Annotated in this window: 19 protein-coding genes; 11 read left to right on the plus strand and 8 right to left on the minus strand. The window is 57.1% G+C overall.

Annotated features, from left to right (window positions below):
* Window positions 1–765: a DeoR/GlpR family DNA-binding transcription regulator gene (locus C8D90_RS06510; RefSeq protein WP_115457613.1), complete on the plus strand. Its 765-nt coding sequence runs from the start codon at window positions 1–3 to the stop codon at window positions 763–765.
* A 722-nt stretch (window positions 766–1,487) separates the two neighbouring features.
* On the opposite strand, the gene speD is transcribed toward C8D90_RS06510, so the two are convergent.
* The 3 genes from speD to C8D90_RS06525 all read right to left on the minus strand — a co-directional run bounded on the left by speD (window position 1,488) and on the right by C8D90_RS06525 (window position 3,651).
* Window positions 1,488–2,282, minus strand: coding sequence for an adenosylmethionine decarboxylase (speD, locus tag C8D90_RS06515; RefSeq protein WP_115457614.1), 795 nt, complete (start codon window positions 2,280–2,282; stop codon window positions 1,488–1,490).
* Between the two features lie 45 nt (window positions 2,283–2,327).
* Window positions 2,328–3,185, minus strand: a complete 858-nt coding sequence (gene speE, locus C8D90_RS06520) for a polyamine aminopropyltransferase (protein WP_115457615.1) — start codon at window positions 3,183–3,185, stop codon at window positions 2,328–2,330.
* 118 nt (window positions 3,186–3,303) lie between these two features.
* The gene (locus C8D90_RS06525) at window positions 3,304–3,651 is read right to left on the minus strand and encodes a YacC family pilotin-like protein (protein ID WP_115457616.1); all 348 of its coding nucleotides are present in this window, start codon (window positions 3,649–3,651) and stop codon (window positions 3,304–3,306) included.
* A gap of 206 nt (window positions 3,652–3,857) precedes the next feature.
* Between C8D90_RS06525 and cueO the strand changes: the two genes are divergently transcribed.
* On the plus strand, window positions 3,858–5,474 hold the full coding sequence (gene cueO, locus C8D90_RS06530; RefSeq protein WP_115457617.1) for a multicopper oxidase CueO: 1,617 nt from the start codon (window positions 3,858–3,860) through the stop codon (window positions 5,472–5,474).
* 84 nt (window positions 5,475–5,558) lie between these two features.
* Window positions 5,559–6,164: a nitroreductase family protein gene (locus C8D90_RS06535; protein ID WP_115457618.1), complete on the plus strand. Its 606-nt coding sequence runs from the start codon at window positions 5,559–5,561 to the stop codon at window positions 6,162–6,164.
* Window positions 6,165–6,258: 94 nt separating this feature from the next.
* On the opposite strand, the gene C8D90_RS06540 is transcribed toward C8D90_RS06535, so the two are convergent.
* On the minus strand, window positions 6,259–6,636 hold the full coding sequence (locus tag C8D90_RS06540) for a YkvA family protein (RefSeq protein WP_115457619.1): 378 nt from the start codon (window positions 6,634–6,636) through the stop codon (window positions 6,259–6,261).
* Window positions 6,637–6,928: 292 nt separating this feature from the next.
* Between C8D90_RS06540 and hpt the strand changes: the two genes are divergently transcribed.
* The gene (gene hpt, locus C8D90_RS06545; protein WP_115457620.1) at window positions 6,929–7,465 is read left to right on the plus strand and encodes a hypoxanthine phosphoribosyltransferase; all 537 of its coding nucleotides are present in this window, start codon (window positions 6,929–6,931) and stop codon (window positions 7,463–7,465) included.
* A gap of 80 nt (window positions 7,466–7,545) precedes the next feature.
* On the opposite strand, the gene can is transcribed toward hpt, so the two are convergent.
* The 4 genes from can to creB all read right to left on the minus strand — a co-directional run bounded on the left by can (window position 7,546) and on the right by creB (window position 11,910).
* Window positions 7,546–8,196, minus strand: coding sequence for a carbonate dehydratase (can, locus tag C8D90_RS06550; RefSeq protein WP_115457621.1), 651 nt, complete (start codon window positions 8,194–8,196; stop codon window positions 7,546–7,548).
* Between the two features lie 148 nt (window positions 8,197–8,344).
* Window positions 8,345–9,712 carry a cell envelope integrity protein CreD gene (gene creD, locus C8D90_RS06555; protein ID WP_115457622.1) on the minus strand — a complete coding sequence of 456 codons (1,368 nt, stop codon included), beginning with the start codon at window positions 9,710–9,712 and terminating at the stop codon, window positions 8,345–8,347.
* A gap of 81 nt (window positions 9,713–9,793) precedes the next feature.
* Complete coding sequence (gene creC, locus C8D90_RS06560; protein ID WP_115457623.1) at window positions 9,794–11,215, minus strand: two-component system sensor histidine kinase CreC; 1,422 nt, start codon at window positions 11,213–11,215, stop codon at window positions 9,794–9,796.
* On the minus strand, window positions 11,212–11,910 hold the full coding sequence (gene creB / locus C8D90_RS06565) for a two-component system response regulator CreB (protein ID WP_115457805.1): 699 nt from the start codon (window positions 11,908–11,910) through the stop codon (window positions 11,212–11,214). Before creB ends, creC begins: the two co-directional genes overlap by 4 nt.
* A gap of 273 nt (window positions 11,911–12,183) precedes the next feature.
* On the opposite strand from creB, the gene C8D90_RS06570 reads away from it, so the two are divergent.
* The 7 genes from C8D90_RS06570 (at window position 12,184) to C8D90_RS06600 (ending at window position 20,133) form a co-directional block, all read left to right on the plus strand.
* Window positions 12,184–13,131 carry an ABC transporter ATP-binding protein gene (locus C8D90_RS06570; RefSeq protein WP_115457624.1) on the plus strand — a complete coding sequence of 316 codons (948 nt, stop codon included), beginning with the start codon at window positions 12,184–12,186 and terminating at the stop codon, window positions 13,129–13,131.
* Window positions 13,128–13,898, plus strand: coding sequence for an ABC transporter permease (locus C8D90_RS06575; RefSeq protein WP_115457625.1), 771 nt, complete (start codon window positions 13,128–13,130; stop codon window positions 13,896–13,898). The genes C8D90_RS06570 and C8D90_RS06575 overlap by 4 nt, the downstream gene beginning before the upstream one ends.
* Window positions 13,899–14,200: 302 nt before the next feature.
* Entirely contained in the window at window positions 14,201–16,624 is a 2,424-nt protein-coding gene (locus tag C8D90_RS06580) for a DMSO/selenate family reductase complex A subunit (protein ID WP_115457626.1), read from the plus strand.
* Between the two features lie 14 nt (window positions 16,625–16,638).
* Window positions 16,639–17,256 carry a DMSO/selenate family reductase complex B subunit gene (locus C8D90_RS06585; RefSeq protein WP_115457627.1) on the plus strand — a complete coding sequence of 206 codons (618 nt, stop codon included), beginning with the start codon at window positions 16,639–16,641 and terminating at the stop codon, window positions 17,254–17,256.
* A gap of 3 nt (window positions 17,257–17,259) precedes the next feature.
* On the plus strand, window positions 17,260–18,030 hold the full coding sequence (locus C8D90_RS06590; RefSeq protein WP_115457628.1) for a dimethyl sulfoxide reductase anchor subunit family protein: 771 nt from the start codon (window positions 17,260–17,262) through the stop codon (window positions 18,028–18,030).
* A gap of 55 nt (window positions 18,031–18,085) precedes the next feature.
* On the plus strand, window positions 18,086–18,673 hold the full coding sequence (gene dmsD, locus C8D90_RS06595; RefSeq protein WP_115457629.1) for a Tat proofreading chaperone DmsD: 588 nt from the start codon (window positions 18,086–18,088) through the stop codon (window positions 18,671–18,673).
* A 776-nt stretch (window positions 18,674–19,449) separates the two neighbouring features.
* Window positions 19,450–20,133, plus strand: a complete 684-nt coding sequence (locus C8D90_RS06600) for a vWA domain-containing protein (RefSeq protein ID WP_230472963.1) — start codon at window positions 19,450–19,452, stop codon at window positions 20,131–20,133.
* Window position 20,134: the final 1 nt, after the last annotated feature.

A 20,134-nucleotide genomic window follows, 5' to 3' on the forward strand; every position in this document is an offset into this window, starting at 1 on the left:
ATGAAGGGAAAAAGTCGTCTTGACCAGATTATGGATTACCTGAAGAACCATAGTCTGGCTACCGTAGAGCAACTGGTTGAGGCGGTTGACGCCTCACCGGCGACCATCCGCCGCGACCTGATCAAGCTGGATGAACAGGGCGTGATCCAACGCAGCCACGGCGGCGTGGCGCTGCGGCGCTTTATCCCTTCCCAACCAACCACGACTGAAAAGCAGCAACGCAACCGCGCCGAAAAACAGGCGATTGCCCGCCAGGCGGCGCAACTGGTGCGCCCCGGCGACGCGGTGGTGCTGGACGCAGGAACGACGACGCTGGAACTGGCGCGCTGCCTGACGCATTTACCGCTGCGGGTGATTACCGTGGATCTGCATATCGCGTTGTTTCTTTCTGAGTTTAAGCAAATAGAAGTGACGATTGTGGGCGGGCGGATTGATGACAGCAGCCAGTCTTGCATTGGCGAACACGGGCGCCGGCTGCTGCGGGGAATTTACCCGGATATCGCTTTTTTGAGCTGTAACTCGTGGAGTTTGGAGCACGGGGTGACGACGCCGACGGAGGAGAAGGCGGGGCTGAAGCAGGATATTATTGCGAATGCGCAGCGGAAGGTGTTGCTGGCGGACAGCAGTAAGTATCAGGCGTTTTCGTTGTTTTGTATTACGCCGCTGGAGGCTTTCACTGATGTGGTCAGTGATGTGGGGCTGCCGGGGGACGTGCAGGGGGTGCTGCGGCAGCAGGGGTTTAGGGTGGAGTTGGTGCAGGTTTAAAAGATTAATGTGTGTGGGGGAGTGGTGTGGGTTCCGTACGCGATAGGCTCCGGGTTCTCATGTGGCTCCTCTGCGGCGTCCGGGCAAAGGGCGGGTTGGCGCCCGCCCTCTGCACTCCCGCGCCTTAGGTGCAGGCCGCCTTCCCCGCCCGCTACGCGGGTCCCTTCCTCGCTCTTTTGGGCCTAAGGCACCGGCTGCGGAAGGGCATCCTGCCCATCCTCGCCTCGCCCGGCTTCCATGCCGGGCGTGCCGACCCAAAAAGCTCGTCAGCGGGTCAGGAAGCCTGTGGCTTATTTATTGTTTTTGGGGAGAGTGTTTCAGAGGCTTTCCATTAATTATTAAAAACTGATTCTGTGTTCATTATTGCTTTTGGCAAAGTGCTTCCGAAGTCAAATTGAATATATCAAAAGCTCATTTCTTTTTTCTTTAAACAAACAATACAAAAGCCTTTGGCCTCAGCCGCCGCTGAGGGAGTACATCGGGCCAGCACGAACCGCATGGATGCGGTGAGAGGCGAGGATGGGCAGGATGCCCTTCCGCAGTCGGTGCTGTGAGGCCCGATGTGCGACTGAAGGGACCGGCGAAGCCGGCGGCGGATGCCGGCCCGCACCTAAGGCGCGGGAGTGCAGAGGGTGGCCGCCCGCCACCCTTTGCCCGGACGCCCGCAGAGGAGCCGCATTGAGCTCCGGAGCCTCCGGCGTACGGAACCTCACCGCGCCACCTCACACCGCCGGAATATTCCTCCCATAATAAATCTCATGCATCTCCCGCCACAGCAAATCCGTTATCCTCTCCCGTTCACGCGCCTCCAACTCCTCCGGACTCGCATTAAACAAATAATGTTTAAGATCAAACTCTTTCAACATCATCTTGGTATGAAAAATATTCTCCTGATACACATTCACATCCACCATGTGGTACAGCGCTTTCATATCATCGGACATAAAGTTTTGAATCGAGTTAATTTCATGATCGATGTAATGCTTCACGCCGTTAACGTCACGGGTAAATCCACGTACGCGGTAGTCCAGCGTGACGATGTCGGATTCTAACTGGTGAATCAGGTAGTTCAGCGCTTTCAGCGGTGAAATGACGCCGCAGGTGGACACCTCAATGTCTGCGCGGAACGTGCATAATCCGTCCTGCGGGTGGCTTTCCGGGTAGGTATGAACGCAGATATGGCTCTTGTCGAGATGGGCGACCACGCTGTCGGGCAGCGGTCCGGGTCTTTCCGATTGGTCCACGCTGCCGGGATCCATCGGTTCTTCGCAGACCAGAATGGTGACGCTGGCGCCCTGCGGATCGTAGTCCTGGCGGGCGATGTTGAGGATGTTGGCGCCGATAATGGAGCAGGTTTCGCTGAGGATTTCTGTCAGGCGATTGGCGTTGTACTGTTCATCAATGTAGGCGATGTAGCCGTCCCGGTCATCCGGGGTCTTGGCGTAACAGATGTCGTAAATACAAAAACTCAGGCTTTTGGTCAGGTTGTTGAAGCCGTGCAGTTTAAGCTTGTGCAATTTGGGCCACCTCCTTGATGGACGGGTTTACGGGGCAATGTAAAGTCAGGCGTTGAGCGCATCCAGCAGATATTGCGGCAGCGCGAAGCTCCCCTGATGAATGGCCGGGGTGTAGTAACGGCAGTGCAGGTTGCTGGCGCGGAAGCGTTGTTCCAGCTCGGCAATCGTGAGCTGACGCAGCGCCGGGTTCTGTGAAGCCCAGGCGAAAGTCATGATGCCGCCATAGTAGGTCGGGATCGCCGCCTGATAAAAACCAACGTCGCCGAAGTAGTGACTCAGCTTGCGGTGGCTGTTGACCGCTTCGTCCTGTTGCAGGAAGCACACGCCGTTCTGGGCAACGAAGATGCCGCCGTCGTTCAGGCAGCGGGCGCAGCCTTCATAAAACGCTGACGTGAACAGGCTTTCTCCGGGGCCGATGGGATCGGTGCAGTCGGAGATGATGACGTCAAACTTTTCCTGCGTTTGGTTGACGAAGTTTACCCCGTCGTCGATCACCAGCCGGAAGCGCGGATCGTCGTAAGCGCCGGCGTTATGGTTGGGCAGATAACGCCGGCAAAATTCCACGACGCCGGCGTCGATCTCTACCATAGTGATTTGCGTCAGATCCTGGTGACGGCTGACTTCGCGCAGCATCGCGCCGTCGCCGCCGCCGATGATCAGCACGCGCTTCGCTGCGCCATGCGCCAGCAGCGGGACGTGGGTCAGCATTTCGTGATAGATGAATTCGTCGCGCTCGGTGGTTTGCACCACGCCGTCTAACGCCATAACCCGCCCCAGATGGGCGTTGTCAAAAATGATCAGGTCCTGATGGTCGGTTTTTTCGTGATAAATAACACGATCGACGGTGAAATATTGGCCGAAACCCTGATGCAGCGTTTCGTGCCAGCTTTCCGGATGTGACATGGTTTTATCCTTCCGTTAACAGCCATAGAAAATTGGCGCAACATGATAGCCTGATTCCGCCGCGCGTTGCACGGCGAAACTGCCATGGAAAAGGAAAAACGGGATCGGGAAGGGAAAATTAGTTGGCGTAAGCCAGCAAACCCAGAGAATCACGGGCCAAATATTTGCATTTGGCGGAAGTCGGGATGTTGATGCCGCTCAGATCGCGGTAGCTGTCTTCGCCCAGCGCCTTCATTTTCTGCGCATTGTAGTTGGAGAGATCCCAGCCGTTACGGTTGGCGAAGAACACGATGGCTTTTTTAATCTGCGCATTGGGCAGATCGTGATAACCGCAGTCGTTTTTCAGGAACACAAAAATCGCCGTCAGATCGGCCAGATCTTCAGACTGCATTTCATCAATGGCCTGGCTGGCGGATGAGAATCCCAGCATGCTCATCAACAGCAGTATCAGCGAACATTTCTTCATAAAAACTAACTACAGAATTATTAAACGTAGCGGTGACGGTATCACACTCCGGGTGATGGCTACAGCGTTTCTTGTTAATACACTGCATCATTATTTACGCGCTTTCGATAAATAACGCCTTGACCTTCCCCTTAGTGGAGGGTCTACGCTGATTAACCAAGAGAAAACTATCGAAAACCGCTGTCTAATAATTAGGGAGTTTAAAGATGCTCCGTCGTGATTTTATTAAGTTAACCGCCCTGTTGGGGGCTGCCGGTACATTACCTGCCTGGAGCCGGGCCGTCTTTGCTGCAACTGAACGCCCGGTGCTGCCCGTTCCCGCCCTGCTTAAGCCGGATGCGCAGGGGCGTATCGATTTACGCGTGCAAAGCGGAGCCATGAACTGGCTGCCCGGAAAAACTACGCCGACCTACGGGATCAATGGCCCGCTGCTGGGGCCGGCGCTGAGCCTGAACCGGGGGCAGGCCGTCAATATTCATGTTCATAACGCTCTGCAAGAAACCACAACCCTGCACTGGCATGGCATGGAGGTGCCCGGCACCGCCGACGGCGGGCCGCAGGCGACGATTGCCGCCGGTCAGGACTGGCAGGCGGGCTTTACCGTGGATCAACCTGCGGCCACCTGCTGGTTCCACCCTCACACTCACGGCGAAACCGGTCGCCAGGTTGCGATGGGGTTGGGGGGGCTGATTCTGGTGCACGACGAGGAGAGCCAGAAATTACCCCTTCCCAAACAGTGGGGCGTGGATGATGTACCGGTGATTTTGCAGGACAAGCGCTTTACGCCGGAAGGCAAGATTGACTATCAGCTTGACGTCATGACCGCCGCGGTTGGCTGGTTCGGCGACCAGATGCTGACTAACGGCGCGATATACCCGCAGCACAACGCGCCGCGCGGCTGGCTGCGTTTGCGCTTCCTGAACGGCTGCAATGCGCGTTCGCTGAAGCTGGCGGCCGGTGACGGGCGTCCGCTGTACGTGATCGCCAGCGATGGCGGTTTCCTGGCGGAACCGGTGAAGCTGACTGAGTTGCCGATCCTGATGGGCGAGCGTTTTGAAGTGCTGGTGGATACCCGCGACGGAAAGCCGTTCGACATCGTTACGCTTCCGGTCAGCCAGATGGGCATGACGCTGGCGCCGTTTGACCAGCCGCTGCCGGTTCTGCGTGTCCAGCCGACGCTGCAACAGGGGGAAACCCGGATGCCGGATGCGTTGGTGAAACTCCCGGCGCTGCCTCCAACAGAAGGGCTGACCTCCCGCTGGCTGCAACTGATGATGGACCCGAAGCTGGATATGATGGGCATGCAACTGATGATGAAGCGCTACGGCATGGCGTCGATGGCCGGTATGGACATGAAGGGGCACGGCGGCATGATGGAAGGAATGGATCATGGCGCTATGCAGCACGGTGATATGCAGCATGGAGGTATGCAGCATGGCGGCATGGCAATGAAGGACCCGGCATCTGGTTTTGATTTCCATCACGCCAATAAAATCAACGGCGCGGCATTCGACATGAGTAAGCCGTTGTTCCACGTCAAACAGGGGCAGTATGAGAAATGGACCGTGTCCGGCGAAGGCGACATGATGCTGCACCCGTTCCATATTCACGGCACGCAGTTCCGCATTCTGTCGGAAAACGGTAAGCCGGTAGAGGCGCACCGCAGCGGCTGGAAAGACACCGTGAAGGTGGAGGGCTGGCGCAGCGAGGTGCTGGTACGCTTCAACCATCCCGCACCGGCGGAGCGCGCGTACATGGCGCACTGCCATCTGCTGGAACATGAAGATACCGGCATGATGATGTCCTTTACGGTGGGGGCATAAGACGACCGGCCGCACGTTTTTGCTGGACAGCGTGCGGCGGGTGGCGACAATGGAAGATTCCTTAATCCCTGAAGGACCAACATAATGAATACGATCGAAGCCATTCAACAACGTCGCGCCACCAAGTCTTTTGACGCGAGCCACAAAATGAGTGCCGAAGAGCAAAAAGCCCTGCTGAACATTGCGCTGCAAAACGCGCCCAGCGCGTTTAACCTTCAGCACTGGCGTCCGTTGCTGGTGAACGACCCGGCTCAGCGTGAGAAGATCCGCGAGGCTGCGTGGGGGCAGGCGCAGGTGACCGATGCGTCGATGTTGGTGGTGCTGTGCGGCGATCTGTCGAGCTGGGAATCGCAGGTGAAAAACATATGGGGCGCGGCGGCTGAGCCGGTGCAGCAGTATATGTTCTCCGCCATTGATCAGTATTATCGCGGCAAAGCGCAAACCCAGCGCGACGAAGTGATGCGCAGCAGCGGCATTTTCGCCCAGACCCTGATGCTGGCAGCCAAAGCGCAGGGCTACGATTCTTGCCCGATGGACGGCTTTGATTTCGACGCCGTGGGCAAAATCATCAACAAGCCGGAGCATTACCAAATCGGCCTGATGGTTGCCATTGGCAAAGGGACCAGCCAGCCTTACCCGCGTATCGGCAAACTGCCGTTTGATGATATCGTGAAGGTTGATCGTTTCTGATATGACTGCCGGTATGGGGATTACGTCATGCCATATCGGCTATTCTTGTCTCCGGGCGTGGGTGATGCTGGTGTATCCGGCGGGAGCTAATGTATCAGTCAAACCAATCTGACATTTTATCCTTGGTCTGCTGCTTAACATCGCTATCAATGTGCATACCGACAGCGCCCAGTGCACCGGCTAAGACACCCATGTCATCGGTAAACCCCACCGCAGGAATGGCATCGGGGATGGCATCAATGGGTAAAACAAAGTAAGCCAGCGCGGCGTAAATGGTGCTTTTGGCCCAAATCGGTGTGTCCGGACGCTGTGCTGCGAAATATAACCACAACGATTTTTCAATGACTTCGATTCCGGCTTTTTTGGCCGCAGCTACCGTTTTATGCCAAAAACTTCCCTCATTAAAATCATCAGCCCGGGTAAATTTATTATCTTTATTGAAGTCACCGGGCTGAGTTGATTCAGTATCCATATTTAAGTTTCTTTCCTATGGGCATATAAGGTGTTTAGTATGTTTTATGTACTTTTTAGAGTAAATGCCTTTTTGGGGAAGAGTCGTTTATCCTGTATAAGGGCGCTATCCGGCATATTTTTCAGAATAAACACTAAAGGTGAAATCTGTTCCTGATACAAGTAGAATGCGCCCCCTTGCTTGCGCCTGTTCTGGTGCGCCCATGTTTGTGAGATAATCGGTGTATCAATTTTAGCAGATTCTCATCACGAAGTTCGCTATTTAACTGATTATAATCAATAAGATATATACTATGAAACATACCGTAGAAGTCATGATCTCCGCCGATGAGATCAAAAACCGTATTTCCGAGCTGGGCCGCGAAATCGGCGACCGCTATCGCGCCAGCGGCAACGAACTGGTGCTGGTGGGGTTGCTGCGCGGCTCTTTTATGTTCATGGCCGATCTCTGCCGCGCCATCGACGCGCCGCATGAAGTGGACTTCCTGACCGCTTCCAGCTACGGCAACAACATGAACAGCTCGCGTGACGTGAAGATCCTGAAGGATCTGGATGAAGATATCCGCGGTAAAGACGTGCTGATCGTGGAGGACATCATCGACTCCGGCAACACCCTGAGCAAGGTGCGCGAACTGTTTTCCCTGCGTGGTCCGGCGTCCCTGGCGATCTGTACGCTGCTCGACAAACCGAGCCGTCGCGAAGTGGATGTGCCGGTTGAGTGGGTCGGGTTCTCTATTCCGGACGAGTTCGTCGTCGGATTCGGCATCGACTATGCGCAGCGTTACCGCCACCTGCCGTATGTCGGCAAGGTCGTGATGCTGGATGAATAAAGTCCGGTAAAAAGAAAAGCCCCGGCGTTTTGAACCGACGCCGGGGCTTTTTTGCCTGAATTCAGAACGAATACAGGCGCTTAGTGATTCTGTAACAGCGTCGCCATTGCGTTGCGGTAGCGCAGTTCCAGCGTTTCACGGCTGGTGGCCGTGATATCCAGATCGCGCAGGCGTCCGTCCTGTAAACCGTAAACCCAGCCGTGAATCATCGCTTTCTGCCCGCGCTTCCAGGCAGATTGCATGATGGTGGAGTGACCCAGGTTATACACCTGCTCCACAACGTTGATTTCGCACAGGGTATCAATGCGTTTTTCCGGCGGCAGTTCACCCAGCAGGGAGCTGTGCTTGTACCACAGGTCGCGGATGTGCAGCAGCCAGTTGTCGATCAACCCCAGTTCGGGGTTTTCCACCGCGGCTTCTACGCCGCCGCAGCCGAGGTGGCCGCAGATAATGATATGTTCTACCTGCAACACGTCTACAGCGTATTGCACCACGGACAGACAGTTCAGATCGGTGTGGATGACCAGGTTGGCGACGTTACGGTGAACGAAAAGCTCGCCAGGTTCCAGACCCGTCAGGCGCTCCGCGGGAACGCGGCTGTCAGAACACCCTATCCATAGGAAACGTGGACGCTGAGCCTGAGCCAGACGGCCGAAGAACTCAGGGTCTTCCTCTTTTACCTTGGCCGACCAGGCCTGGTTATTCGCGATAAGGGCTTCTATTTCTTTCATAATAAGTATCGTTATAGCTATCAGGGATAATCGTTTGTAACAGAGATTTTACGCTGAAGTAATATAGGCCAATCGCGGTCGTTTGAAAATCAAAAGTGTGATGTACCCCGCATGAAAAACGGCAGGGACGCCCCTGCCGTCTGCATAATTATTTCCACAACCGGAAGCGTTCGTCCTCCGGAGCCCCTTCCGCCGCGGGTTGCGCGCCTTTCCCCTGGGCAATCTGATACCAGTCGATGCGGCGGGTAAGCAGCATGATGGCGGCCAGAATGGCGAACAGCAGCGCGGTACCCAACATCAGCGCGTTGTCGGTGGATTGCAGCAGCATGTAGAGCACGCCGTACAAGGTCAGCAAACCTGCGCCGAAGCCGATACCCCGGAGCCAGCCGCGCAACACCGCGCTGAGGTAAATGCCGATCAGCACGCAGCAGGCCACCGCCGCCAGCAAGTAGGCATACCTGAAGCCGATGCGTTCGGAGAAGGCCAGCAGAATCAGGTAGAACACCGACAGCGCTGCGCCAACCAGCAGATACTGAATCGGATGCACGCGCAGGCTGGTCAGCATCTCAAACAGAAAGAAGGCAACGAAGGTCAGGCCGATAAACAGCACCGCGTATTTTACCGAGCGCTCGGTAAGCTGATAATGATCGACCGGCTCCATCAGGTTGACCAGAAACGTCGGCACGCTGGTAAACGGCAGCTTGTCTGCGTCGTCAGTGAAGCGATCGTTGATGTTGTTGGCGAACCAGGTGCTGCGCCATTTGGCGTCGAATCCCTGGGCCGTGACGTTACGCTCGTCCGGCAGGAAATCGCCCAGGAAGCTGGGGTGCGGCCAGTTGCTGCTCAGGTTCATCTCCGTGCTGCGGCCCAGCGGAACCACCTCCAGCGAGCGGCTGCCGCTGAGTTGCAGATCAAATCCGGCGCTGAATGATTCCTTCTCCAGCAACGCCGGGGAGACCGGGGCGTGAATGCCCTGTACGCGGCCGTTGCCGAGCGTGCCTGGCTCAAAGCCGATGTCCGCATCGTCCAGCTTCAGCGGTGAAATATAGCGGATACCGCGCGCGTCGCTCAGGTAGACGGCCAGATAGGGGCGCCCCAGCGTGACGTGCTTATCCTGCTGCAGATCCGTCAGGGAGACGTTTTTGAACTGCGCGTCGAAGCGCAGCTTTCCCTGATACACCTGCGTCTGATACAGCCCGACCTTACGAGCCTCCACCTGCGGGTTGCCGCTGACGTTCAGCGTATCCGGCAGGATATAACGCAGGCCGTTTTGCTGGGCCTCCTGATGCTCGCCGTTACGCAGTTCGACGATGATGTTACGGGTATAAGGCACCACAATCACCGGCGCCATGATGCGCTGCGCGCGGCTGTGAATGCTGCTTACCTGGTCGATGACCTGATTTTGATAGCGTTCCCGCTCCTTTACGACATCAAGCAATTGCTGCACCGGCAGCAGCATGATCAGCATGCAGCCGAGCAGCGCGGCGATTTTGAAAAAGAGAGTTGATTTCAGCATGGCTTATCCTCCTGGAATGTGGGAGGAGAATAAGCCCGCTGCGTGAAGCGCTCATGTCGTCGTGTGAAGGGAGGGTGAAGTTCAGCCTGTTTTTAGCGTTAATACCGCCTGCGCGCCCTGCGGGGGATGATTATGAAGCGCGATATTGCCCTGATGCAGGCGTGCGACCTCACGTACGAAAGAGAGGCCGAGGCCGCTGCTTTTCTGCCCGTTGGCGCGTGGCAGGGAGTAAAAACGTTCGAAAATGCGCGTTTGAGCGAAGTCGGGAATGCCGCTGCCGTTGTCGGTGACGCTGATGGCGTAGCGTTCTCCCTGTTGCTCGCCGCTGACCGTGATTTCGCCCTGTTCCGGAGTGAAGTCCAGCGCGTTGTCGATCAGGTTGGAAACCGCCTGGGTGACGAGCAGCGCGTCGCCGTGCAGCAGGCAATCTTCCGCGTGAACGAGGCGCAGGCGCACTTTACGGGTCACGGCCTGCGCTTCTTTGTCGGCCACGACCTGATGCAGCAGCGCCGCGATGTCCAGCGCAGTCGTTTCTGCGTCGGCCCGGCTTTCCAGCCGTGCCTGCACCAGCATTTTGTCGATCAATTGCTGGATGCGCTGGCTCTGTTGCTGAATGTTGTGGCTGAAACGGCGGGCAGCCTCCGGCGGCGGGTTTTCCTGCAAAATCTCCGCCGCGCCGCGAATGGCGGCCAGCGGGCTTTTCAGCTCATGGGTGAGGGTATGAACGTATTGTTCGATATAGGCTTTCCCTTCCAGCTTCAGGCGCATGCTTTCCAGCGCCTGCGCCAGCCGGCGTAGCTCGAGGCTGTCGATGGCGGGCAGCACGGCCGGTTCGCCATCCGCCACCTGTCCGGCATAGTTCACCAGCCGGGAGATGGAGCGGTTGATCCACCAGACGAAACCCATGCCGATCACCAGTGCGATGCCCAGCAACCAGACCCCGGCGATCTGAATCCGCCGTTCGCTGCGTTTGATGACCGGCGCCATCGCCAGGTTCGGTTTGCCCACGCTCAGTACGCCGATGATTTTGTCGCCGTTGTAGACCGGGGCGGCGACGTACATCACCGCGCTGTCGTCATCGTTGGGGTCGGTGCGTGAGCTGCGTGCGCCATAGCGGCCGCGCAGGGTCAGCCAAACGTCGTTCCACTGTGAGTAATCTTTGCCCAGCGCTTCTCCGCTGGAGTCGAAAATCACCTTGCCGGCGGCATCGGTGAGATAAACGCGGTATTCGTTGCGGTTTTTGCGGATCCCGGCAATGTTGGCGCCTATCGGGCGTTTGTTCAGGCGAGCGAAGGCGTTCGCCAGCTGGCCGTTGGCGACGCGGCCCTGCGTTATGTCGGCATAGGCGAACTGGGCCAGCAGGTTGGCGGTGTCATTCAGCGTGCCTTCCGCCGCGCGGCGCACGCCGGGTTTAACCTCCTGCATGAAGATGTTCAGCACGAAGTAACCGGCAACGGCGACGATAAGAAAGTAGCCCAGCAACAGGCGCAGGCCGAGCCTCATGCTTTCAGCCCCAGGCTGTAGCCCAGGCCGCGGTGGGTCTGGATGGGCGATTGCTCGGTGTTGATGGAACGCAGCTTGGCGCGCAGGGTTTTGATGTGGGTGTCCACGGTGCGCTCCAGGCTCTCTTCCGCACCGGCCCAGACGGTGTCCATCAGTTGCTGGCGGGAGAAAACGCGCCCCGGCGCAAGCAGCAGGGTTTTCAGCAACAGGAACTCATAGCGGGTGAGGGCGAGCGGCTGCTGGCAGTAGCTGACATAGGCTTTGGCTTCGTCCAGCGTGAAATCGCCGAGCGCCAGGGCGCAGTCCTGACTTTGGATGGTGCGCTGTTTCTGCAACCGGCGCAGAATCGTGCGCACTCTGGCGCACACTTCGCGCGGGGAGAACGGCTTGGCGACGTAGTCGTCCGCGCCGATTTCCAGGCCGATGATGCGATCGATTTCCTCGCTGCGGGCGGTGAGGAACAGCACCGGCAGGTCAGGCCGCCGGGCAAGCAATTGGCGGCACAGGTCGAAACCGTTGATGTCGGGCAACCCGACGTCGAGGATCGCCAGCTCCGGCTGGCTTTGCGCCAACGCGTTCAGCGCCGGCTGACCCAGCGAAAACCAGCACACCTCGAACCCTTCGCTCTCCAGGGTATAAATCAGGGTATCGGCGATGCTGGCTTCATCTTCAACTAACCATATCAGCGGGTTCACCATTCCTGTCCTTGAATTGGGGGGCGTCTGCCCATATGTAAATTAATCGGATTGTATTATATCCCGTGTTTCGTACATTACCGGCGTAAATGCCGCAATCTGAAAAACAGCGGGTGAAGGGCGGATGGCCTGAGCGCGGGGAATGTGTCAAAATATCACCACTTCGATCACATTATTCAGGCTCACATCACCCCGTCACATCATCGCAGCCGGGTGTCCGTGACTTTGCCGGACCCGTCGCGGCGGACTTTTCACTAAGGTATTCCAATCATAATGACAAATGCACTGGAACTCGCGCAACTGACCAAAACCTATGCGGGTGGCGTTCAGGCGTTGCGCGGTATCGATTTACAGGTAGAGGCCGGCGATTTTTATGCGCTGCTCGGCCCGAACGGCGCAGGAAAATCGACGACCATCGGCATTATCAGCTCGCTGGTGAATAAGACTTCCGGCAAGGTCAACGTCTTCGGTTACGACATCGATCGCGATATCGTCAACGCCAAGCGGCAACTGGGGCTGGTGCCGCAGGAATTCAACTTCAACCCGTTTGAGACGGTGATGCAAATCGTCGTCAATCAGGCGGGCTATTACGGCGTCGCGCGGGCGGAAGCCGTGCGCCGGGCGGAAAAGTATCTGGGCCAGTTGGATCTGTGGGGCAAACGCAACGAGCGGGCGCGTATGCTTTCCGGCGGGATGAAGCGCCGCCTGATGATTGCCCGCGCCCTGATGCACGAGCCCAAGCTGTTGATCCTTGATGAACCGACCGCCGGGGTAGATATTGAGCTGCGCCGTTCGATGTGGGGATTTTTGAAGGAGCTGAACGCGCAGGGCACCACCATCATCCTGACCACCCATTACCTGGAAGAAGCGGAGATGCTGTGCCGCAACATCGGCATTATCCAGCACGGGGAGTTGGTGGAAAACACCTCAATGAAGGAGCTGTTGTCCAAGCTGAAATCGGAAACTTTCATTCTCGACCTGAATGCAAAAAGCCCGTTGCCGAAGCTGGACGGCTACCACTACCGCCTGACGGATACCTCGACGCTGGAAGTCGAGGTGTTGCGCGGTCAGGGCCTGAACGGCGTGTTCAGCCAACTGAGCGCGCAGGGCATTCAGGTGCAGAGTATGCGTAACAAGGCCAACCGGCTGGAAGAACTATTTGTCGCGCTGGTGCACGATAACGCGCGCACCCCGCAATCAGCGCAGGAGAACAAGGCATGACCCGACTTTACTGGGTGGCACTGCAAAGCATCTGGACCAAGGAAATTCACCGCTTCGCCCGCATCTGGGTGCAAACGCTGGTGCCGCCGGTGATCACCATGACGCTCTACTTCATCATCTTCGGCAACCTGATCGGTTCGCGCATCGGTGAAATGCACGGTTTCGACTATATGCAGTTTATCGTGCCCGGCCTGATCATGATGGCGGTGATCACCAACTCTTACGCCAACGTGGCCTCTTCATTCTTCAGCGCCAAATTCCAGCGCAACATTGAAGAACTGCTGGTGGCGCCGGTGCCCACGCACGTGATTATCGCCGGTTACGTCGGCGGCGGCGTGGCGCGCGGCATTTGCGTCGGGGTATTGGTGACGCTGGTTTCGCTGTTTTTCGTGCCGTTGCAGGTACACAGCTGGTGGATTATTGCGGCGACGCTGTTATGCACCGCGATCCTGTTTTCGCTTGGCGGCCTGCTGAACGCGGTGTTCGCCACCACGTTTGATGACATCAGCCTGGTGCCGACCTTCGTCCTGACGCCGCTGACCTACCTGGGCGGGGTGTTTTACTCGCTGACCCTGCTGCCGCCGTTCTGGCAGGCGGTGTCTAAGCTGAACCCCATCGTGTATATGATCAGCGGCTTCCGCTACGGTTTCCTCGGCATTCACGATGTGCCGCTGGAGTTTACCTTCGCGGTGCTGGTGGCGTTTATCGTGGTGTTCTATCTGCTGGCGTGGTATCTGATTCAGCGCGGACGCGGTCTGCGTACCTGACAGCGCCTGGGCGGGGCAGATGTTCCGCCGTAATATGAAAAGCCCGGCCTTATCCGCCGGGTTTTTTTATGGCGGCTATCTTCAACTCCTGAACGTCAGTGTTTGTGCCCATAATTAAAATTTCATCATAAATCATAATATTACCTGTTAATGGTTCTCATTTCGCCTGCTGATTTTGACCTCCGTCATGATATGACTTTTTTAAGTCCAGTGATGTATTGAGATTTGACCACCGTCAATTACCGTTTTTCAGCAATCATATACTTGAATGGTAGGATAATTATCATTATGAGTTAACCGCCATGGACAGTTTTTTAAAGCAGCTCCTTTCCCGCTCGCTGTCGCGCCGGGATTTAGTCAAAAATACATCCAAAGTCAGCTCTGCGATCGCCTTAGCCGGCGCTATCCCACTCCCTTTTTCTGCTTCCGCCTCCGCCGCCGAAGTACCGGACGGGCAGGAGTCCGTTCGCCACAGCGCCTGCCTGGTGAACTGCGGCAGCCGCTGCCCGCTGCGGGTGGTGGTGAAGGATGATGTGATTGTCAGGATTGAGCCTGAGGATTGCCCGGACGAGAATGTGTTCGGCAAACATCAGATCCGCCCCTGCCTGCGCGGACGCTCCAGCCGCTGGCGCGTTTATAGCCCGGACCGGCTGAAACATCCGCTGAAGCGGGTCGGGAAACGCGGGGAAGGTAAGTTCAAACGTATTTCCTGGGAAGAGGCCACGAAATACATTGCTGATGAGCTGAAACGGATTATTGATAAATACGGTAACGAAGCCGTTTATTACAATTATCAGTCCGGCGCCTATTATCACAACCAGGGCACCACCGCCTGGAAGCGCCTGCTGAACATAACCGGCGGCTACCTGCGTTATTACAATACCTACTCTACGGCGCAAATTTCCGTCGCCACGCCGTACACCTTCGGTGAATACGGCGCCAGCCATTTTGATCAAATCCGTCATTCCGATTTGGTGGTTTTCTTCGGTATGAACCTGTCGGAAACCCGGATGTCCGGCGGCGGGCAGGTTGAAGAACTGCGCCGGGCGCTGGAGAGTTCACAGGCGCAGGTCATCGTGATCGATCCGCGTTATACCGACTCCGTAATCACCGAGCATGCGGAATGGCTGCCCATCCGGCCGACCACCGACGCTGCGCTGGTTTCCGCGCTGGCCTGGACGCTGATAACTGAAAACCTGATCGATGAGGCGCTGGTTAACCGTTATTGCGTCGGCTTCGACGGCAGCACGCTGCCTGAAGGCGCGCCGTCCAACGGCAGCTATAAAGACTACATCCTGGGCACCGGCAGCGATAATACGCCGAAAACGCCCGAATGGGCGGAGGCGATCACCGGCATTGCCGCATCGCGCATCCGCCAGCTGGCGCGGCAGATCGCCGGAGCCAAAGCCTGCTATATCGCGCAGGGGTGGGGGCCGCAGCGTCATGCCAACGGCGAGCAGAGCGTACGCGCCATCAACACCCTGCCGCTGCTGACCGGCCATTTCGGCCTGCCGGGCACCAACACCGGCAACTGGCCTTATGCCACCAAATACGGCGTGCCCAGCCTGCCGGACGGCAACAACCCGGTGACGACCGCCATCCCCTGCTATTTGTGGACCGACGCGGTGCTCAACCCGGAGATCATTACCGACAAGACCCACGGGCTGCGCGGCAAAGAGAAGCTGGATGTCGGCATTAAGTGCATCGTCAATCAGGCGGGAAATACGCTGGTGAATCAGCATGGCGACATCAACCGCACCAGCAAGATTCTGGAAGACGACACCAAGTGCGAATTCATTCTGGTGATCGATAACCACATGACGCCCAGCGCGAAATTCGCCGACATTCTGCTGCCCGAAACCAGCTATCTGGAGGCGCAGGATCTGGTGGATAACTCTTATGCATCCGGATCGCACCATTACATGATCGCCATGCAGCCGGTGGTGAAACCGATGTGGGAAGTCCGCAGCACCTACGACATATGCGCGGATATCGCTGCGCATTTCGGTCAGCGCGACGCCTACACGGAAGGCCGCACGCAGGCGCAGTGGATCGAAAAGCATTACGCCGAGGTGAAAGAGAAGCGTCCTTATCTGCCGGAGTGGTCGCAGGCGAAAGAAATGGGCGTGGTGGATCAACAGGCTGCGACGGAGCAGCAAGGCATCGCGCTGGCCGGTTTCCGTCAGGATCCTGTCGCCAATCCGCTGAAAACGCCGTCGGGTAAAGCGGAAATCTATTCTGCACGGCTGGAAAAACTGGCGCGCGAATGGGTATTGCCGGAAGGGGACAAGATTACCGCGCTGCCGGAGTTCTGTGCGGCGAAAGAGTCTCACCTGGATACCTCGCTGACCGGCAAATACCCGCTGCAACTGAGCGGCTTCCATACCAAAGGCCATACCCACTCCACATACTCCAACGTGCGCCAGCTTCATGAAGCGGCGCCGGACGAGATCTGGATGAACCCGCTGGATGCGCGTCAGCGCGGCATCGCCAACGGCGACAAGGTCCGGGTGTTCAACGACCGCGGCGTGGTGGAGATTCAGTGTAAGGTCACCCACCGCATTATTCCCGGCGTGGTGGCGATGCCGGAAGGGGGCTGGACGCGGCGCAACGCGGCGGGCGTGGACGTCGGCGGCTGCATCAATACCCTGACGTCGCACAGCGTATCGCCGCTGGCGAAGGGGAATCCGCAGCATACCAACCTGGTTGAAGTGAGTAAGGTCTGAGGAAGGGGACGTTTATGACACAGTATGGATTTTTCGTAGACTCATCCCGTTGTTCGGGCTGTAAGACCTGTCAGGTGAGCTGCAAGGATAAAAAGGACCTGGACGTGGGGCCGAAATTCCGCCGGGTATACGAATACGGCGGCGGCAACTGGATTCAATCCGGCCAGGCCTGGGTACACAACACCTTCAGCTACTACTTGTCTATCGCCTGCAATCATTGCGACGAGCCGACCTGCGTGAAAGGCTGCCCCACCGGCGCCATGCATAAGCGCCCGCAGGACGGCCTGGTGGCGGTAAATCAGGATATCTGCGTCGGGTGTCGCTATTGCGAAATGCGCTGCCCGTACGGCGCGCCGCAGTTCGATGCAGAGAAGCAGGTGATGTCGAAATGCGACGGCTGCTTCGATCGTGTGGAGCAAGGGCTGAAGCCGGTGTGCGTGGAGTCCTGCCCGCAGCGGGCGCTGGATTTCGGCCCCATTGACGAACTGCGTAAGAAATACGGCACGCAAAACGCGTTTGCGCCGTTGCCGGACCCGTCGCTGACGCGGCCCAACCTGATCGTGAAACCACATCCGGCGGCCCGCCCCTCCGGCGATGCCGAAGGCGCTATCCAGAACCCGAAGGAGGTCTGAGTCATGCACGAGTTACCGTTAGTGTTCTTTACCGTGCTGAGCCAGAGCGCGGTCGGCGCCTTTATTCTGCTGCTGCTCGCCAGTGCCGGCGAAAAAGCAGAAGAGCGGAAGCTGGGCTTCAGCCTGTTTTGCGCCATGTGCCTGTTCGGCGTCGGGCTGGTGGTCGGTATGCTGCACCTGGGGCAGTTGCTGCGCGCGTTTAACCTGTTCTTCGGCATCGGACGTTCGCCAATGAGCAACGAAATTGCGCTGTCCGCCCTGTTTGCGGCCTCCGGGGGCATCGCTGCGCTCGGGCTGTGGTCCGGTAAAGGCGGGTTGTTCCGCCCGCTGGCCTGGTTCGCCGCCGCCGTGGGCGTGGCCTTCGTAGCGGCTATTCCGACGGTGTATCAGATTGAAACCGTCGCGGCCTGGAAAACCGGTTATACCTGGCTGGTGATGCTGCTGACCGTTCTGACCGGCGGCGGGCTGGTTGCCGCGCTGCTCGGCGCCCGTAAGGCCGGGCTGTGGGTCGGGACGATCGGGATGTTGCTCAGCCTGCTGATCCGCCCGAGCTATTTGTCGGTGCTGTGGCAGGCAGACAGCATGATGGTCGCGGGGCAAACCGTGTGGTTCGGCATGCAGGTGTTGCTGTTGTTGCTGGCCTTGTGCGGTGCGGTTTATGCGTTGCTGCGTCAGCCGCCGCGCGCCTGGTTGTTTGCCTGCGCGGGCGGAATTTTGGTCTCCGAGCTGCTGGGGCGCATTGCGTTCTACAATCTGTGGGCTGTAGCGATGTAACTGAATACCGGCCGGCGTTGTTTGCCGGCCGGGTAATGATGATGAAGGAATCCCGGTGCAGAATCTTGCCCTTATGCCGCGCTTTTTAGGCGCGCTGTTTTACTATTCTCCTGCAACCCGGACCGTCCGCGATCTGCTCGCGGCGTTTTCATCCGGAGATTGGGAAACGTTTTATGACTGGCCGGAGCCGCAGGAAATCCGGGCCTTATGCGCCGACATGCAGGAACCGGACGATTATGCGTTCTCCGTGCTGTTTGAAGGGCAGGGGAAAATGGAGGCGCCGCCGTGGGGCTCAGTCTATCTGGATAAAGACAACCTGCTGATGGGAAACTCGGCGGTCAGCTATCGTCGCTTTTTACAGCAGCATGGGTTGGCGCTGGCGTCTGACATTAACGAGCCGGAAGATCAGTTCGGCCTGATGCTGCTGGCGCTGGCGGCCCTGCTGGAAGCGGAAAACACGGCGGCGGCGCATATTTTGCTGGAACAGCATTTGCTGCCCTGGGGCTACCGGTATCTGGATTTGCTTAAAGCCAACCGCGTCAGTGCGTTTTATGCCCGGCTGGCGCGGCTTACGGAGATTTTCCTGCGCGACATGCAGGAAAAGGCGCGGCTGAAACCGTCCGAACCGCGCCTTTGGTTCTGATGACGTTCGCTCACGGCCCGCAGCAGGAGGGGGTCGTGAGCGGCTGTGTTGCGTTCTTCGCACATCAGCGCATGGGCGGTTGTCGCCCGGAATGCATTGTTCAGAATGGCTTGTTTTGGGGCGCTGCGTACGAAGGGAAAGAGGTAAAGCGCGCCTGAGCGCGCTAAGAGCACCAGGAAGTGCTGAAACGGAGGTTACATACCCGCGTTGATCGCGGTTATATGAGTCAATAAACCGACAATAACGCAGGCACTGACGGCCAGCAAAACGAATATACTTACTCGCATTAAACTTGTATTTCTCATAATGACTCCTTATCGGGGTGATCGGAAATAAACATTTCCGGTGACGCCTGCCGACGCTATTTATTTAACTCTTCCTTAAGCGTTTTGTCGGATAATTTCACGGCTCTTTTAATAAAAACAGGGTATCGCCACAAATAACGCTGGCGATATAACTAATTTATTTCATTGGATTTTTATTTTTATTGAGTATAACACGTTATATTTTTATTTGTCGTTCGTACAGGCTTTATTAGATTAAATCAAAGAAAAGTGTTTTTATTAGGCTTTGTGATAAAAGTGTAGAAAAAGACAACAAATCATTCGCGTTTATCCGTTTTACGGCGGACGGTACGTGTCATTTTGTACCCGGTAACCGGGTAAGAAAAAAGTGCAGCGCTATACCGCGAATCAGGAGCGAACAGGTTTACACCAGACTGATCCGCATATTACCATCCTCCGGTTTATATCTCGGGCTATCAATAAAAGGAGTGAATGATGGCGAATATCATGATACCGGACGTGGCCCTGGTGGATAACACCGAGCAGCGAACTCCGTTGGTTCTGGTGCTGGACGCCTCGGGAAGCATGACGGGCAAGCCGATTGATGAACTGAACCGGGGCATCAGGCTGCTGGAAGAAGAACTAAAAAAAGACGTGATTGCTTCCAAGCGTGTGCGGTTGCTCATTATCCAACTGGGCGGCATGGATGAGTGCCGGATCGTACAGGACTGGTGCGATGCGATGGACTTCACCGCGCCGGTTCTGGAAGCCAGCGGGACCACGCCGATGGGGCAGAGCGTGAACCTGGCGCTGAGGGAAATTGAAAGCGAAAAGCAGCGCTTTAAAGAAGCCGGTATCCCGTATACCCGCCCCTGGCTGTTTTTGATGTCTGACGGCGAGCCGACCGATCTGTGGCAGGACGCGGCGCGAAATTGCCGTAATGCCGAAGCGGATCATAAGGTTGCGGTGTTCCCGATTATGGTGGAAGGGGCATCGGCGGAAGTGATGGGCAGTTTCAGCAATAACGGTACGCATGCGGTGAAAATGCTGAACGGGCTGAAGTTCCGCGAGCTTTTCCTCTGGCTCAGCGCCAGCATGCAGGTGGTATCGCAGTCCACGCCGGGAGGCCTGGCGCAGCTGCCGTCAACCGACAGCTGGGCAAACGTGCCGGTATAAC

Origin of the sequence: Enterobacillus tribolii (assembly GCF_003363015.1) — a bacterium.
GTDB lineage: Bacteria > Pseudomonadota > Gammaproteobacteria > Enterobacterales > Enterobacteriaceae > Enterobacillus > Enterobacillus tribolii.

Excerpts from the sequence above, each read along its gene's own strand:
- C8D90_RS06510 (WP_115457613.1), top strand. The coding sequence starts at position 1 with ATGAAGGGAAAAAGTCGTCTTGACCAGATTATGGATTACCTGAAGAAC.
- speE (WP_115457615.1), bottom strand. The coding sequence starts at position 3,185 with ATGTCACATCCGGAAAGCTGGCACGAAACGCTGCATCAGGGTTTCGGC.
- C8D90_RS06525 (WP_115457616.1), bottom strand. The coding sequence starts at position 3,651 with ATGAAGAAATGTTCGCTGATACTGCTGTTGATGAGCATGCTGGGATTC.
- cueO (WP_115457617.1), top strand. The coding sequence starts at position 3,858 with ATGCTCCGTCGTGATTTTATTAAGTTAACCGCCCTGTTGGGGGCTGCC.
- C8D90_RS06535 (WP_115457618.1), top strand. The coding sequence starts at position 5,559 with ATGAATACGATCGAAGCCATTCAACAACGTCGCGCCACCAAGTCTTTT.
- C8D90_RS06540 (WP_115457619.1), bottom strand. The coding sequence starts at position 6,636 with ATGGATACTGAATCAACTCAGCCCGGTGACTTCAATAAAGATAATAAA.
- hpt (WP_115457620.1), top strand. The coding sequence starts at position 6,929 with ATGAAACATACCGTAGAAGTCATGATCTCCGCCGATGAGATCAAAAAC.
- can (WP_115457621.1), bottom strand. The coding sequence starts at position 8,196 with ATGAAAGAAATAGAAGCCCTTATCGCGAATAACCAGGCCTGGTCGGCC.
- creD (WP_115457622.1), bottom strand. The coding sequence starts at position 9,712 with ATGCTGAAATCAACTCTCTTTTTCAAAATCGCCGCGCTGCTCGGCTGC.
- creC (WP_115457623.1), bottom strand. The coding sequence starts at position 11,215 with ATGAGGCTCGGCCTGCGCCTGTTGCTGGGCTACTTTCTTATCGTCGCC.
- C8D90_RS06570 (WP_115457624.1), top strand. The coding sequence starts at position 12,184 with ATGACAAATGCACTGGAACTCGCGCAACTGACCAAAACCTATGCGGGT.
- C8D90_RS06575 (WP_115457625.1), top strand. The coding sequence starts at position 13,128 with ATGACCCGACTTTACTGGGTGGCACTGCAAAGCATCTGGACCAAGGAA.
- C8D90_RS06580 (WP_115457626.1), top strand. The coding sequence starts at position 14,201 with ATGGACAGTTTTTTAAAGCAGCTCCTTTCCCGCTCGCTGTCGCGCCGG.
- C8D90_RS06585 (WP_115457627.1), top strand. The coding sequence starts at position 16,639 with ATGACACAGTATGGATTTTTCGTAGACTCATCCCGTTGTTCGGGCTGT.
- C8D90_RS06590 (WP_115457628.1), top strand. The coding sequence starts at position 17,260 with ATGCACGAGTTACCGTTAGTGTTCTTTACCGTGCTGAGCCAGAGCGCG.
- C8D90_RS06600 (WP_230472963.1), top strand. The coding sequence starts at position 19,450 with ATGATGGCGAATATCATGATACCGGACGTGGCCCTGGTGGATAACACC.